14 protein-coding genes are annotated in these 15,715 nt (G+C 67.5%); 7 read left to right on the top strand and 7 right to left on the bottom strand.

Features of this window, described 5'->3' with window-relative positions; genetic code table 11:
- Nucleotides 1-7: 7 nt before the first annotated feature.
- Nucleotides 8-1,672 carry a urocanate hydratase gene (gene hutU / locus DM450_RS05065; protein WP_142632969.1) on the top strand — a complete coding sequence of 555 codons (1,665 nt, stop codon included), beginning with the start codon at nucleotides 8-10 and terminating at the stop codon, nucleotides 1,670-1,672.
- Nucleotides 1,673-1,868: 196 nt separating this feature from the next.
- On the opposite strand, the gene DM450_RS05060 is transcribed toward hutU, so the two are convergent.
- The 7 genes from DM450_RS05060 to DM450_RS05030 form a co-directional block, all read right to left on the bottom strand.
- Nucleotides 1,869-2,948: an oxidoreductase gene (locus DM450_RS05060; RefSeq protein WP_142632967.1), complete on the bottom strand. Its 1,080-nt coding sequence runs from the start codon at nucleotides 2,946-2,948 to the stop codon at nucleotides 1,869-1,871.
- 26 nt (nucleotides 2,949-2,974) lie between these two features.
- Entirely contained in the window at nucleotides 2,975-4,606 is a 1,632-nt protein-coding gene (locus DM450_RS05055; RefSeq protein WP_142632965.1) for an NAD-dependent malic enzyme, read from the bottom strand.
- Nucleotides 4,607-4,785: 179 nt separating this feature from the next.
- Nucleotides 4,786-6,120, bottom strand: a complete 1,335-nt coding sequence (locus DM450_RS05050; protein ID WP_142632963.1) for a dicarboxylate/amino acid:cation symporter — start codon at nucleotides 6,118-6,120, stop codon at nucleotides 4,786-4,788.
- Between the two features lie 256 nt (nucleotides 6,121-6,376).
- A complete protein-coding gene (locus DM450_RS05045; RefSeq protein WP_142632961.1) occupies nucleotides 6,377-6,709 on the bottom strand; it encodes a hypothetical protein in 333 nt (110 codons plus the stop codon).
- 49 nt (nucleotides 6,710-6,758) lie between these two features.
- Nucleotides 6,759-7,142, bottom strand: coding sequence for an OsmC family protein (locus DM450_RS05040; RefSeq protein WP_142632959.1), 384 nt, complete (start codon nucleotides 7,140-7,142; stop codon nucleotides 6,759-6,761).
- Between the two features lie 11 nt (nucleotides 7,143-7,153).
- Entirely contained in the window at nucleotides 7,154-8,050 is an 897-nt protein-coding gene (locus DM450_RS05035; RefSeq protein ID WP_142632958.1) for a pirin family protein, read from the bottom strand.
- 71 nt (nucleotides 8,051-8,121) lie between these two features.
- Nucleotides 8,122-8,820, bottom strand: a complete 699-nt coding sequence (locus tag DM450_RS05030; protein WP_142632956.1) for a pirin family protein — start codon at nucleotides 8,818-8,820, stop codon at nucleotides 8,122-8,124.
- Nucleotides 8,821-8,969: 149 nt separating this feature from the next.
- Here DM450_RS05030 and DM450_RS05025 point away from each other — a divergent pair, with 149 nt between their 5' ends.
- The 6 genes from DM450_RS05025 (at nucleotide 8,970) to DM450_RS05000 (ending at nucleotide 15,359) form a co-directional block, all read left to right on the top strand.
- Nucleotides 8,970-9,899 carry a LysR family transcriptional regulator gene (locus tag DM450_RS05025; protein WP_142632954.1) on the top strand — a complete coding sequence of 310 codons (930 nt, stop codon included), beginning with the start codon at nucleotides 8,970-8,972 and terminating at the stop codon, nucleotides 9,897-9,899.
- A 214-nt stretch (nucleotides 9,900-10,113) separates the two neighbouring features.
- The gene (locus tag DM450_RS05020) at nucleotides 10,114-10,578 is read left to right on the top strand and encodes a helix-turn-helix domain-containing protein (RefSeq protein ID WP_142632953.1); all 465 of its coding nucleotides are present in this window, start codon (nucleotides 10,114-10,116) and stop codon (nucleotides 10,576-10,578) included.
- 310 nt (nucleotides 10,579-10,888) lie between these two features.
- Nucleotides 10,889-11,293, top strand: a complete 405-nt coding sequence (locus DM450_RS05015) for a DoxX family protein (RefSeq protein WP_142632951.1) — start codon at nucleotides 10,889-10,891, stop codon at nucleotides 11,291-11,293.
- A 148-nt stretch (nucleotides 11,294-11,441) separates the two neighbouring features.
- On the top strand, nucleotides 11,442-11,966 hold the full coding sequence (locus DM450_RS05010; RefSeq protein WP_142632949.1) for an RNA polymerase sigma factor: 525 nt from the start codon (nucleotides 11,442-11,444) through the stop codon (nucleotides 11,964-11,966).
- A gap of 38 nt (nucleotides 11,967-12,004) precedes the next feature.
- On the top strand, nucleotides 12,005-12,946 hold the full coding sequence (locus DM450_RS05005) for a FecR family protein (protein ID WP_260610208.1): 942 nt from the start codon (nucleotides 12,005-12,007) through the stop codon (nucleotides 12,944-12,946).
- A gap of 4 nt (nucleotides 12,947-12,950) precedes the next feature.
- Entirely contained in the window at nucleotides 12,951-15,359 is a 2,409-nt protein-coding gene (locus DM450_RS05000; protein WP_142632947.1) for a TonB-dependent receptor, read from the top strand.
- Nucleotides 15,360-15,715: the final 356 nt, after the last annotated feature.

Genomic DNA, 15,715 nt, shown 5'->3' with positions numbered 1-15,715 from the left:
ACACACAATGACCCGCCTCGACAACAGCCGCGTCATCAAGCCTGCGACCGGCACCGAACTTTCCGCGAAATCGTGGCTCACCGAAGCCCCCTTGCGCATGCTGATGAACAACCTCCACCCCGACGTGGCCGAACGGCCGGAGGAACTGGTGGTCTACGGCGGCATCGGCCGCGCCGCGCGCGACTGGGAAAGCTACGACAAGATCGTCGAGACCCTGCGCCGCCTGAACGATGACGAGACGCTGCTGGTCCAGTCCGGCAAGCCGGTCGGGGTGTTCCGCACCCATGCCGATGCGCCGCGCGTGCTGATCGCCAATTCCAACCTCGTGCCGGAATGGGCGAACTGGGAACACTTCAACGAACTCGATAAGCGCGGCCTTGCCATGTACGGCCAGATGACCGCCGGATCGTGGATCTACATCGGCACGCAGGGCATCGTTCAGGGCACCTACGAAACGTTCGTCGAGATGGGCCGCCAGCACTACGATGGCGACCTTTCGGGCAAGTGGCTGCTGACCGCCGGCCTTGGCGGCATGGGCGGCGCGCAGCCGCTGGCAGCGGTGATGGCGGGCGCCTCGTGCCTTGCCATCGAATGCCAGCCCAGCCGCATCGAAATGCGCCTGCGCACCGGCTACCTCGACGTCGCCGCCAAGACCATCGACGAAGCCATGGCGATCATCGCGAAGGCCAATGCCGACAGGAAGCCGGTCTCGGTCGGCCTGCTCGGCAATGCCGCGGAGTTGCTGCCCGAAATCTACGCGCGCGGCATCCGTCCCGACCTGCTGACCGACCAGACTTCCGCCCACGATCCCGTCAACGGCTATCTCCCGGCAGGCTGGACCGTTGCCGAATGGATCGAGCGCCGCGAGCGTGAGCCCGAAGCCGTCGCCAGGGCGGCCAAGGCCTCCATGGCGGTCCACGTGCGGGCCATGCTCGACTTCCAGGCGGCGGGCGTGCCCACCACCGACTATGGCAATAACATCCGCCAGATGGCGAAGGACGAAGGCGTCGAGAACGCGTTCGACTTCCCCGGCTTCGTGCCCGCCTATATCCGCCCGCTGTTCTGCCGCGGCGTGGGGCCGTTCCGCTGGGCCGCGCTTTCCGGCGACCCCGAGGACATCTACAAGACCGACGCCAAGGTGAAGGAACTGCTGCCCGACCACGCGCACCTGCACAACTGGCTCGACATGGCGCGCGAGAAGATCCAGTTCCAGGGCCTGCCCGCGCGCATCTGCTGGGTCGGGCTGGGTGACCGTCATCGCCTCGGCCTCGCCTTCAACGAGATGGTGGCGAACGGCGAACTCAAGGCCCCGGTCGTGATCGGCCGCGATCACCTCGACAGCGGCTCGGTCGCCTCGCCCAACCGCGAGACCGAGGCCATGCGTGACGGTTCGGACGCGGTTTCGGACTGGCCGCTGCTCAACGCGCTGCTCAACACCGCGAGCGGCGCCACATGGGTTTCGCTGCACCACGGCGGCGGCGTCGGCATGGGCTATTCGCAGCATTCGGGCATGGTGATCGTTGCCGACGGCACCGAAGCGGCGGCGAAGCGTCTGGAGCGCGTGCTGTGGAACGACCCGGCGACGGGCGTGATGCGTCACGCCGATGCCGGGTACGAGATCGCGCGGGATTGTGCGCGGGAGAAGGGTCTGGATCTGCCGGGGATTCTTTGAAGAACGAAGAGTAAAGGCAGGGGGCCATCGCCCCCTGCACCCCCATTACCGTCTTCGTTGTGCACCGATAGCCGTTGCGCGCCCCTTGCTGCCGCAGGCTATCAAGAAGCTTGTTCGCAATCAGCGCACAACAGATAGGCAAGACGCAACGAAGACGTTTCGCGGGTCTGGGGGATCATCCCCCAGGACTTCTTTTTTAATGCCCTTCGGGCGGATCGCGCCAGCTTTCAGCCCATGCCCGCCGCTCTGCCTCGGTCAGCGGCAGTTCCACGCAGCGGCCTTCCGCAGCCGATTGCTGCGCCGCCTCGATAACCGCCATCACCGCCAGTGACTGGATCGGCGGCACCGGGTTCGCCGCCCTGCCCTGCGCCGCTTCGGCCACGAGGCGGTAGAACTCGCGCTGATCGCCGCGCTCGGCGGGAATGCTGCGCGGAGCGTTTCCGGCCCTGTGCAGCACGAGCGGATCGGGGTCTTCGCCCCAGCCCTCGGCGCCGGGCGTCATGCCTGCGACAAGCTGGCTCTCCTGCATGTCCATGCCCTGCTTCACCGCGCTGCCGCCGGTGCCGTGGACCACGAAGCGCGGCGAGCCGCCCGATACCAGCATCGAGGCGTGAAGGATCGCCCGCTTGCCGCCGAATTCGAGCACGACATGGGCCCAGTCATCGGCCTGCGCGCCTTCGCGCTGGAGCGCGAGCGAGGCTGTCACCCGCTCCGGCAGGCCCATCAGCAGCAGCGCGTGATCGGCAAGGTGCGGCCCCAGATCGAACCACACGCCCGCCCCCGGCCCGGCGTTCTCGCGCCAGCGGTCGCGAACCTGCGGGCGGAAGCGGTCGAAACGGGTTTCAAGGTGGACGGGATCGCCCACCAGTCCGTCAGCGATGGCCTTGCGCACGGTGGCAAAGTCGCTGTCCCAGCGGCGGTTGTGGAACACCGTCAGGTTACGCCCGGTTTCCTGCGAAAGGGCGATCAGGGCGCGCGCTTCGGCAAGGTCCAGCGTGAAGGGCTTGTCGACGACGACATGCTTGCCCGCCCGCATCGCCGCTGCCGCCAGCGGGAAATGCATGGAGTTGGGCGCGGCGATGACGACAAGATCGATGGCCGGATCGGCCAGCAGCGCCTCGGCCTCTGCGTGGATCGTCGCCTCCGGGTAGCGTTCCAGGATCGGCGCGGGCCTGCTCGACACAAAAGCGCCGAACGAGAGCCCGGGCACCGCCGCAATCAGCGGCGCATGGAAGGTCGCCCCGGCATAGCCGTAGCCGATCAGGCCGACCCTCACGCGCTCATGCGCCTCGCCCACCGCGCTTACTCGACCGGGGCGTATTCGGCCTTCCACATGCTCGCCGCGATGCTCTCGCGGGTGAGCGCTTCGGGCTCGGCCGTGGCGAGGCCTTCCGCCACCGCCTGTTCGACGACGGCAACGGCGATTTCCAGCGCCACTTCGCGCAGCGCGGTGACCGGCGGCAGCAGGCCCTCGTCCCCCTCATGCAGTTCACCGAGACGGCGCGCGGCGGCCATGAACATGCCGTCGCTGACCGTGGTCGCCCCGCTCGCCAGCGCGCCGAGGCCGATGCCGGGGAAGACGTAGACGTTGTTGACCTGCGTCACCCCGGCAATGCCGAAGGGGCTGCCGGTGCCGACGATGGCCTTGCCGCCGGTCCATTCCAGCACATCGGCCGGGTGGGCTTCGGCGCGCGAGATCGGGTTGGAAAGCGGGAACACCACCGGGCGTTCGACATGCTCGGCCATGGTGCGGATCGCCCGCTCGTCGAAAGCCGCCTTCTGGCCCGAGGTGCCGATCAGCACGGTGGGCTTCACGTTGGCGATGGTGTCCTGCAGCGTGATCATGTTGCTGCCCGAGAGGTTCCAGCCGGCAATATCGGCGGGATCGTGCGCCAGCTTCACCTGCTGCGGCGGCATGCGCGGAACGTCGGAGAGGATCAGGCCGTCACGGTCGACCGCCCAGATCTTCGCGCGCGCATCGGCTTCGCCGAGGCCTTCGAGCTGCATGGCCTGCACCAGCATCTCGGCAACCCCGCTGCCCGCCGCGCCCGCGCCGAACAGCACCACGCGCTGCTCGGTGATCGGCACGCCGGTCTTGCGGATCGCCGAAAGCAGCGTGCCGACGGCGGTGGCGGCCGTGCCCTGGATGTCGTCGTTGAAGCTCAGCAGGCGGTCGCGGTAGCGCACCAGCAGGTCGTAGGCGTTCTTGCCCGCGAAGTCCTCCCACTGCAGCAGCACGCCGGGGAAGCGGTCGTTCACGGCGGCGACAAAGGCCTCGACAAAATCGTCGTAGTCCTTGCCGCGCACGCGGGGCGCCCGGTAGCCGATGTAGAGCGGGTCTTCGCGCAGCGCATGGTTGTCGGTGCCGAGGTCGAGCAGGATCGGCAGCACTTCGGCCGGGTGAATGCCCGCGCAGGCGGTGTAAAGCGCCAGCTTGCCGATGGGGATGCCCATGCCGCCGGCGCCCTGATCGCCAAGGCCGAGGATACGCTCGCCATCGCTGACGACGATCACCTTCACGCGGTCATAGGCCGGATCGGAGAGAATATCGGCAATGCGATGGCGGTTGGAATAGCTGAGGAACAGGCCGCGCGGGCGGCGGTAGATCTCGCTGAAACGCTCGCAGCCCTCGCCCACGGTCGGCGTGTAGACCAGCGGCAGCATGCGCGGCAGGTCGCTCTGCACCAGTGCGTGGAACAGCACTTCGTTCGAGTCCTGAAGCTCGCGCAGGAAGGCGTAGCGCTGGAAGTCGCTTTCCTTGTCCTCCAGGGCGTTGCGGCGGCGCTCGATCTGGCTGTCCAGCGTGCCGACATGCGGCGGCAGCAGCCCGTGCAGGCCGAACTCGTCGCGCTCCTCCTCGGTGAAGGCGGTGCCCTTGTTGGTCAGCGGATCGGAGAGCAGCGCGCGGGCTGCGGCGTGGCGGGTGGGGGACATCGGCGACCTTTCCTCAAACTTCCAGATGCCCGGCCGCGAAGGACGGCGCCGCCGGACGGCGGCGCGATGGGAACTGTCCTCCCTGGGAGATGGGGGGAACGGCACGGGCTCGCGGCTGAGCGATAGACCGCAGACGATGCCGTGTCACGCCGCGACGATTGCAATTAATGCACCGACGGTTACCCGGCACCGACCGCCGGCGGTGCCGCTTCAGAATGGCCCTCGCCGCGAATGCCGATGACCGCGCGGAAGCGCTCCATGTCGATCGCGCGCTCCCAGCGCGAAACCACCACCGTCGCCACGGCATTGCCGATGAAGTTCGTCAGGCTGCGGCATTCGGACATGAAACGGTCGACGCCCAGGATCAGCGCCATGCCCGCCACCGGCACCGAAGGCACGATGGAGAGCGTGGCCGCGAGCGTGATGAAGCCCGCGCCGGTCACCCCCGCCGCGCCCTTGGACGAGAGCATGGCAACGCCCAACAGCAGCAGTTCCTCACCCAGCGAGAGGTGGACGTTGCAGGCCTGCGCGATGAACAGCGCGGCCAGCGTCATGTAGATATTGGTGCCGTCGAGGTTGAAGCTGTAGCCGGTGGGCACGACGAGCCCTACCACCGGGCGCGGGCAGCCCGCGCGCTCCAGCTTCTCCATCAGCAGCGGCAGCGCGCTTTCGGAGGAGGAAGTGCCCAGCACCAGCAAGAGTTCGGTCTTGAGGTAGGCGACCAGCGCAAAGATCGAGAACCCGCACAGACGCGCCACCGTGCCCAGCACCACAAAAACGAACAGCGCCGAAGTCAGGTAGAAGGTCGCCACCAGCCCCGCGAGGTTCGCAAGGCTTTCCACGCCGTACTTGCCGATGGTGAAGGCCATGGCGCCAAACGCACCGATCGGCGCGGCTTTCATGACGATCGACACCAGCTTGAAGAAGACCAGCGAGATCGTTTCCAGCAGCGACAGCGCCGGAGCGCCGCGATCGCCCAGCATGGCGAGCGAGACACCGAACAGGATCGCGACGACAAGGACCTGCAGGATGTTCCCCTCGGTCATCGAGGAGAGGAACGTCTCGGGGATCATCGCCATCAGGAAACCGGTGAGCGAGGTCTCGTGCGCCTTTTCCGAATAGAGCGCGACCTTGGAGGCATCGAGCGTCGCGGGATCGATGTTGAGCCCGTGCCCCGGCCGCACCACGTTGGCGACGATCAGGCCGACCACCAGCGCCAGGCTGGAGAAGAACAGGAAGTAGGCAAAGGCCTTGGCAGCCACGCGGCCCACCGATTTCAGGTCGCGCATCGCCGCGATACCGGTGGTGATGGTGAGGAAGATGACCGGCGCGATCACCATCTTCACCAGCTTGATGAAGGCATCGCCCAGCGGCTTCAGCGCCTCGCCCGCATCGGGGCGGAAATGGCCGATCAAAACGCCCAGCGCGATGGCGACGAGAACCTGGAAATAGAGGTGGCTGTACCAGCGCTGCGGCTTGGCACGTTCACCCGGCTCGGATGAAGCGATATGCATGGGACCCGTCTTGTGCTCCTTGGCGCCGCGCATCCCCCGAAAGGCGCGGCCATCGCCGGACCCTGTGCGATTTGCGGGCCGGTTCCAAGCGGTTTTTGCGCGAGGATGGCGGCTTCAAACGCATGATTCTTCATCAAACGCCACTCACACGGAACCTACCGATGAGTGCTTGCGTCGCGCCCAGCCTCCGGGGCCTTCGACAAGCTCAGGCTGAGCGGATGGGCGGTTGGCAACTGCCGGATGGAACCGAAGAAATTCAGACTGCTGATGGAACGAACTGGCTCGCGAAGCTGACATTATAAGCGTGAAACTCACCCTCCGGCGTGATCACCAGTTCGGTAATGTTCGCTTGCTGGAATGCCTCGTCATCGGCTTCCTTGTCGACCTTCAGGCTCACCGTAAGCGCACCGCCACCGCTATCGATAATCTTGTAATCATAAGCGACTACCTGCCCGAAGCAGGTAACCTCGCCGCCACTGACAACCAAGACGCCGGATGGATCGTCAACGTCAACCCAGCGCCCCTGCATTGCATCCGGCAGCGGCTCTCCGCGGCCCAGTCGCTCCATTCCATCATCAGGTATCAGCATCACGCGATGCTTTAGGGTATGGTGCGATTGCTCGCAATTCTCATCGCCATCACGCCAGCCGCGTCTCGATCGGCAGGCCATTTTTCAGCGTCAGTGTAACCGGAGTGCGCTCGGCTATGTCGGCAAGGCGGGCCTTCTGATCGTCATCCAGCCCGGTGATGGTCAGCGTGCGGGCAATGTGCAGATCGCCCTTCCCGCCCTTGAGCGCGAGATCGACGGTCAGATCGCCGAACTCCCAGCCCTTGCGCGCGGCGTACATCTTCAGCGTGATCGCGGTGCAGGCGCCGAGGCTGGCGAGCAGCAGGTCGTAAGGCGCCGGGCCCAGGCCCTGCCCGCCGAGCGAAGCAGGTTCGTCGGCGGTGATGGCGTGACCACCCACCACGATTTCGGTGCGCCAGGGGGTCTGGCCGATGGTGGCGGTTGCTTGGGTCATGGCCGGGCCTTTCAGGCAGGAAGCGGAATGAAGTCGGGTTCGCCGGGCACGGCGGGGAAACGCTGGGCCTTCCAGTCCTCCTTCGCCTGTTCGAGGCGATCCTTGGACGAGGACACGAAGTTCCAGAAGATATGGCGCTGTTCGGGCAGCGGCTCACCGCCGAGCAGCATCAACCGAGTGTGCCCCTTGGCGCGCAGCACCAGTTCGGCGCCGGGCTGGAAGACCACCAGTTCGCCCTCGCCGAACGTGCCGTTCTGGCCGACGACTTCCACCGCCCCGCTGACGACGTAGACCGCCCGCTCGACATGCTCGGCCTTGAGCTGATAGCGCGCCCCGTCCAGCATCACGATGTCGGCATAGATCATGTCCGAATAGGTCTTCAGCGGCGAGGTCATGCCGTCGGACGTACCGGCGATCAGCGTGAAGCGCGTACCGGCATCTTCGCTGACGGGCATCTCGTCCGCCTTGTGGTGCGCGAAGGAGGCGCCGATTTCCTCGTGCTCCTTCGGCAGCGCCACCCAGGTCTGCAACCCGAACAGCTTGCCGCCCCTGGCGCGGTTTTCCGGCGAGGTGCGCTCGGAATGGACGATGCCGCTGCCCGCGGTCATCCAGTTGACCTCTCCGGGGAGGATCGGCTGGACCGAGCCCAGCGAATCCCGGTGCAGGATCTCGCCCTCGATCAGATAGGTGAGCGTGGAAAGACCGATGTGCGGGTGGGGCCGCACGTCGAGGCCTTCGCCCGACTTGAACACCGCCTCGCCCATCTGGTCGAAAAAGATGAAGGGGCCGACCATGCGGCGCTGCGCGACCGGCAGCGCGCGGCGGACCTTAAAGCCATCGCCAAGGTCGCGGACCGAGGGAAGGATGACGAGGTCAACGCCTTCGACATCGGAAGAATGCACGGACATGATCGGCTCTCCGTAAAAGGCAGGGCGGGCACCCGTGGGCGCCCGCCCCTTTTGTTATCAGGCTTTTGTTATCAGGCGGCGTCGACGAGGACGATTTCGCTGTCCTCGATCGCGGTCACCCGCAGCACGTCGAGATCGCTGATCGCGGCGCCGTCACGGGCGTTGACGCGAACGTCACCCAACTGCACCGCGCCGGTGGCCGGAACGAGGTAGGCCTTGCGGTCCTTGCCCAGCGGGTATTCGGCGGTCTCGCCAGCCTTCAGCGTGGCCGCCACGACCTTGGCGTCGGTGCGGATCGGCAGGGCATCGTTGTCGTTCTCGTAGCCGGAAGCCAGCGTCACGAACTGGCCCGAACGCTCGCCCTTGGGGAAGGGACGCGAGCCCCAGCTCGGCCGTTCGCCGTTGCGGGTGGGGATGATCCAGATCTGGAAGATGCGGGTTTCGACGTCTTCCATGTTGTATTCCGAGTGCTGGATCCCGGTGCCCGCGCTCATCACCTGGACGTCGCCGGCCTCGGTGCGGCCCTTGTTGCCCAGGTTGTCCTGGTGAGTGATCGCGCCTTCACGGACATAGGTGATGATTTCCATGTCGCGGTGCGGGTGCGGCGGGAAGCCGGTCTTGGGCGCAATCACGTCGTCGTTCCAGACGCGCAAGTTGCCCCAGTGGACGCGGGCCGGATCGTGGTAGCCGGCGAACGAGAAGTGGTGCTTGGCGTCGAGCCAGCCGTGGTTGGCGCCGCCGAGGCTGTCGAAGGGGCGAAGTTCGATCATGGTCCTAAATCTCCTGTCTTGGCGGGGATACCGGTCAAATCCGGTGTCCGCCTCGTCGAAGACCCATATAGCCCTTGCGATCTTTCCAGATCAGATGGATAAAATCGACCGTACTATTCCACCAAGTTGAAAAGCGGAGCGGTAATTTCGTGAGCAACCCGGGCACGCCCACCTTCGACCAGCTTCGCATCTTCCTTGCCGTGGTGGACACCGGCAGCTTCGCGGGCGCGGCGCGCAAGCTGAACCGCGCGGTTTCGGTGATCAGTTATGGGATTTCCAACCTCGAGGCGCAACTGGGGTTGATGCTGTTCGACCGCGAAGGCACCCGCAAGCCGCAGCTGACCGTCGCCGGCCGCGCGGTTCTCGCCGAGGCGCGCGGCGTTGCAGAGGGGATCGACGGGCTGCGTGCCAAAGTCAAAGGCCTGCTCGACGGTCTGGAGGCCGAAGTCGATCTCGCTGTCGACGTCATGTACCCGGCCGAGCGGCTCGGCGTGATCCTGCGCGCCTTTGCCGCCGAGTTTCCCACCGTGCAGCTGCGCCTCCATGTCGAGGCGCTCGGCGCGGTGACCGCCATGGTGCTCGACGGCACCGCCGCGATCGGCCTGTCCGGCCCGCTGTTTGCCGGGGTCGAGGGGCTGGAAAGCGTCTCGATGGGATCGGTCGCCATGGTCCCGGTCGCCGCGCCCGACCATCCGCTCGGCCGCATGACCGAGATCGCGCCGGGGGCGGGGCGCGACTATACGCAGCTGGTGCTGTCGGACCGCTCGCGCTTCACCGAAGGCCGCGACTTCGCGGTGATGAGCCCCAAGACCTGGCGCCTCGCCGACCTTGGCTCCAAGCACGCGCTGCTGCGCGAGGGCATCGGCTGGGGCAACATGCCGCTGCCGATGATCGAGCCCGACCTGGTCGCCGGCACCCTGATCCGCCTCAGCATGCCCGACCAGCCGGGCGGCATCTACCGGTTCGCCGGCATCTGGCGGCGCGACACCCCGCCCGGCCCCGCCGCGGCCTGGCTGATCGACCGCTTCGTCGCACAAAGCGCGCTGGACCCGTCGAGCGCCGAACTGCCCGATATCTGAGAGTCCGTTTGTTCGAAAATGCCCGAAGGGCGCCTCCCAAACATTCCCGCGGAAGAGCGCCGAAGAGGATGGTAAAATTCGCGTTAATTAAAAGTTGTTTTTAAAGTGAAAATCAATCGTAGCAATTGAAGTACAAACAAAGCACTGGCGAATCACTTCGTTTTCCCGGATCAATCCACTGTAATCCGGCAAGCAGAGACTGGAGTAATCCCCCATGCTTCAACCGCTTCCCTCCCCCGGCCAGGCCGGACCGGAAGGTCTTGAAACCGCCATCGCCGCAAGAGTTCCGGCCTTCCCATCGTCCGGGGCACCCGGCTCCGAACCGCTGGCCCGGGGCGGTCTGGCCGAATGGCAGTTGCGCAAGGTGATCCGCCACGTCGACGAAAACCTCGCCGCCCCGCTCGGCTGCGACGATCTCGCCGCGCTGGTGCGCCTGAGCACCGGCCATTTCAGCCGCGCCTTCAAGTCGAGCGTCGGCGAACCGCCGCACAGCTACCTGATCCGCCGGCGCATCAACCGCGCGCAGCGGCTCATGATGGAAACCCGGGACTCGCTCTCGCAGATCGCCTGCGCTTGCGGGCTGACCGACCAGGCGCACCTGACGCGGCTGTTCCGCAAGGCCGTGGGCACCACCCCGCGGGCCTGGCGGATCGACCGGCTGGCCCGCACGGCGGCCTGAACCCTTTACGGCAGCGGCCTCCGCCCGCCGCGCAGACTTGTTGTTCTTACGGTCCTGGCATCAAGCGCGCCAAGACCCCGTTCGGACCCGGCCCCGGCCATCTTCCGAACACCTCGGGACCGGCAGCCCCCCCCCCCCGTCGCGCTGCCGGTCCCTTTTCTCCCTCGTACTATTCTATATTATCGAACAATCGAGATGACTTTATAAGCATTTTCGAAATCGCCGAACCGCACCATCTTCTGCCCATCAAGAGGCGCCGGTGCGACGAATGGCCGGCCCTGCTCCAACCGAACACACAGGGAATCATGCCATGAACACTGCTACCCAGACCGCAACCGCCGCCACCGAAACCACGCTCGTGCGCCACCTGCCGCTGGTCGGCCGCGTGCTGATCGCGGCGATCTTCATCCTTTCCGGCCTCTCGAAGCTGGCCGCCCCCACAGCGACGATGGCCTATATCGCCTCGGCCGGCCTGCCCCTCCCCGCCGCAGCGCTGGCGGGCGCAGTGGTGGTCGAAGTGATCGGCGGCCTCGTGCTGATCTCGGGTTACCGGGTCCGCACCGTGGCGGCAGTGCTGGCGGTCTTCAGCCTGGTCACCGCGGCCTTCTTCCACAACGACCTCGCCGACCAGAACCAGTTCATCCACTTCTTCAAGAACGTGGCGATGGCCGGCGGCCTGCTGCAGATCGTCGCCTTCGGCAAGAGCCGCGACTGATTTCACACCATCACAAGTAACGCGAGCAGGCGGCTTCGAAAGGAGCCGCCTTTTTCCTGCGTACTTGCAGCAAAACGACTTCTTCCCCTCAGCGCCGCGAACGTCTATCTGAAGCGCCGCGACTACAAGAACCGACCCAGCCATTTCCGTGACTTCGCCCTCCCCCGGTGCCGGCCTCGAAGCCGCCTTCCTTGCACACCGCGATGCGTTGCTGCGCTTTTTGCGCGCTCGCGGCGCAGGCGATGCGGCGGAGGACCTGCTGCACGAAGTCTGGCTGCGCATCCAGGCGACCACTCCCGGCCCGGTCGCCTCCCCCCTGCCCTACCTGATGCGCATGGCCGACCTGCTGATGATCGACCGCTACCGCTCGCAGCGCCAGGCCGACAAGCGCGACCGCGACTGGACCGAGGTGCACTCCGATCTTGCCGGCGTGTCCGCCGAACCCTCGCCGGAGCGCCGCGCCGCCGCCGCACAGGAAGCCGCCGCGGTCCTGCGCGTGCTCGACCGGCTCGGCCCGCGTGCCGCCAGCGCCTTTCGCCGCCACCGCATCGACGGCGTGGCGCAGCGCGAGGTCGCCTCGGAACTCGGCGTCAGCCTCAGCACGGTGGAAAGCGACTTGCGCATCGCCTATCGCGCGCTCGGCGAATGGAAGGAACGCCGCGATGAGGCTTGAGCCGTTTGTCTCCGTCATCGCTGCAGGAGGTCCGCGCGATGACAGGTAAGGATACGATGCGCGACGATGCGATCCGCGATTCCGCGGCCCGGTGGGCAGTGCTGACCGGCGACCCCGGTTTCGAGGACTGGGATGGCTTCATGCAGTGGCTTGAGGCCGACCCGGCCCATGCCCGCGCCTATGACGCGGTCAGCGCAGCGGCGGCGGAAGCCGCGGAACTTGCGGCGCAGGCACCCCAGCCCGCCAGCCCCGCCGCCAACGACGACGAAATACCCGCCGCGCCCCGCCGCCTCTGGCTGGGCGGCGCCGTGGCCGCGTCGCTCGCCGTCATCGGCAGTATCTGGGTGTGGCAGGCCTCGTCGCGCGATCTCTACACGGTCGAGACCGCGCCGGGGCAGATGCGCACGCTCGATCTGGAAGCCGGCACCCGCGTCGATCTTGCCGGCGGCACGGTGATCCAGCTCGATCACAAGGACGCCCGCTACGCCGTGCTCGACAAGGGACAGGCGCTGTTCACCGTGCGCCACGATGCCGCGCGCCCGTTCCATGTCGAGGCGGGCGATGCCACGCTGATCGACCTCGGCACCGTGTTCGACGTCTCCCGCGAGGGCGCGCACCTCAGTGTCGGCGTTGCCGAAGGCGCGGTCGGCTACAATCCCGGGGCCGAGAACCTGCGCCTTGCCCCCGGCGACCGGCTGGTGGCCGAGGCGGGCGCGGTCACCCTCGGCAAAGTCGCGCCCTCGCAAGTCGGCGAATGGCGCGAAGGCCGGCTGACCTTCAACGCCGCCCCCTTGCGCGAGGTCGCCGACCGCCTCAGCCGCGCGACCGGCATCGCCTTTGCCGCCCGCCCCGGCGCCGATATGGCGATTTCGGGCAGCATCCTCGTCACCCCGGTGCGCGACGATCCGCAGATGATCGGCGCCCTGCTCGGCCTCGACGTGCGCCGCGAGGGCGACCGCTGGATGATCGGCAAGCCCTGACCCGATGCGCCGCGCGCCTCTCCTGCTGACGGCCGCGATGGTCCTGCAACTGCCGCTCGGCGCGCCGGCGCGGGCCGCCGACGACGACGCCGGGATGGTGACCACGCGCGAGGGCGAGGCCGGCACCGCCGCCAGCGATCTCGCCCGCCAGACCGGAACCAGCATCGTCATCGCCGATCCCGCGCTGGCCCGGCGGCATATCCCGGCCCTGCGCGGCCGGATGCGCGCGCGCGACGCCGTGGCGCGTCTGGCCCGCGCGGCCCGCGCCCGTGCGGTTCCGGTCGGCAAGGCGGCCTGGCGGCTCGAAGCCCTGCCGCCCAAAGGGCGCGTGGTGGCCGAACCGCCCGCCAATGCCGCCCCCGTCGCCATCCGCATCCCGGATGCGCCCCATCCGCCGATCATCGTCACCGCCAGCAAGCGCGACCTCCGGCTGGAGCAGATCCCCGCGCAGGTCACCGTGATCGGCGGCGACACGCTGGAGAGCGGCGGCATCGGCGGCAGCGAGAAGATCGTCCGCCGCCTTGCCACGGTCGCCTCCACCCACCTTGGCAGCGGGCGCAACAAGCTGTTCATCCGCGGCATCGCCGATTCCAGCTTCACCGGCCCGACCCAGGCGACCGTGGGCCAGTATCTCGGCGACATGCGCCTGACCTACAATGCCCCCGATCCCGACCTGCGCCTCTCGGACCTTGCCCGCGTCGAGGTTCTGGAAGGTCCGCAAGGCACGCTCTACGGTGCCGGATCGCTGGGCGGGATCATCCGCCTCGTCCCCAATGCGCCGGAGCTGGCGCGTACCGGCGGCGCGATCATGATGGGCGGCGCGGTGACGCAGCACGGCGCGCCTTCGGCCGACCTCAGCGCCACCGTCAACCTGCCGGTGGTGGAAGACGTCGCCGCCTTTCGCGCCACGCTCGATACCGCCAGCTACGGCGGCTACATCGACAAGCCGCTGATGGACCGCAAGAACGTCAACCGCACCGACCTCATCGGCGGACGGGCGGCGCTGCGGGTGAAGCTGGCGCCGGAGTGGACGGTGGACGTGATCGGCCTCGCCCAGTCCACCGAGGCCGACGACAGCCAGTATGCCGACCGCGACGGCAAGGCGCTGGAAAGTTCCGCCCGCGTGCGCGAGGGCTCGAACGCGGACTATGCGCTGGGGCAAGTGGTGCTCTCGGGCCGGATCGGCGGGCTGGAACTGCGCTCGACCACCGGCGCGGTGCGGCAGAACCTCCACGAACGCTATGACGCCAGCGAGCCGGACGGCCCGGCGCGCCTGTTCGAGCAAGCCAACGCCACCCGCATGTTCGCGCACGAAACCCGCATCTGGCAGCCCCAGAGCCACGGTTTCGGCTGGTTGCTCGGCGCCAGCTACACGCACAACCGCACCCGGCTGACGCGCGATTTCGAGGCACTCGCCGCGCGCAGTTCCGCCACCGGCGTGCGCAATACCGTCGGCGAATTCACGCTCTACGGCGAAGCCAGCCTGCACCTGACCGGCCCCTTCACCGCCACCGCGGGCGGGCGCTTCACCCGTGCCCGGCTCGGCGGCAACGGCGAGGACGTGAGCGACCAGATGGCCGTCGTGCTCGCCGCGCGCGGGGTGACGGCGCGGCGCACCTTCACCGCCTTCCTGCCCTCGCTCGCGCTCCATGCCGAGTTCTCGCCCGAGGACCAGCTCTACTTCCGCTACCAGCAGGGCTTCCGCCCCGGCGGCTTCGCGATCGAGAGCGACTACGTGCGCCGCTTCCGCAACGACCGCACCGGCACGGCCGAGATCGGCGCCCGCCATGGCCGCGCGGGGGTCAGCCCGTTCGATCTGGCGCTCAGCCTCTCCTACACCCGCTGGCGTGACATCCAGGCCGACTTCACCGACAGCGCCGGCCTGCCCAGCACCGCCAACATCGGCAACGGCCGCGTCTGGTCGGCCAGCCTTTCGGGCGGCGTGCGGATCGTGCAAGGCCTGCGCTTCGAGGCGGGCGCGGCGTTCAACCACAGCCGGATCGACAAGCCCGACTACGAAGGCACGCTGAAATACGCCTTTGCCGCCAGCACCGTGGAAGCGCTGGCGATGCAGGTGCCCAACATCGCCCGCTTCGCCGGACGCGCCGCGCTGACCTGGAACCGCGAGGTGAGCGAGGACCTTGCCCTCACCGGCAATGCCTGGGCGAGCTACCTCGGCAAGTCGCGCCTCGGCATCGGGCCGGACCTCGGCATGCTGCAGGGCAACTACTTCGACAGCGGCTTCGATGTGCGGCTCGGCAATGCCGGTCACGGCGTGACGCTGAGCGTCACCAACCTCGCCGACACGCGCGGCAACCGCTTCGCGCTGGGCACCCCGCTGGCGACCGGGCGCGAACAGGTGACGCCGCTGCGGCCGCGCACGGTACGGCTGGGCTTCGACGCGAAGTTCTAGGCGGGCTTGGAAACATCGCCCCGCAAACTACACATCGCCCCACCCAGCCCGCTCATCCCGAGCTTGTCGAAGGATGGGAAGCCTCGCGCCGCGCCTCAGGGGGCTTCGGCAGGCTCAGCCTGAGCGGGTGGAGAGGGCAAGGTGAACTAACCATGGCCATGCTGGCTGAGATGTCGTGCCTCAGTGGAAAGTTGCCCGTCCCATGCCCGTCGCCCCTGCGAAGGCGGGGGCCCCGCGATCTGGAGGCACACCTCCACCCTTGAAGGGAAAAGCCGGGTCCCGCCTTCGCGGGGACGACGATTTTGGGTGGGAAGCGGACGTTGACGGGAATGACCGGACCGTTAGATTACTTGAAT

The sequence above is a fragment of the Sphingomonas sp. IC081 genome, assembly GCF_006874585.1.
Taxonomy (GTDB): Bacteria; Pseudomonadota; Alphaproteobacteria; order Sphingomonadales; family Sphingomonadaceae; genus Novosphingobium.
Note: the sequence above shows the minus strand (reverse complement) of the source record. Positions and strands in the feature narration are given on the sequence as shown.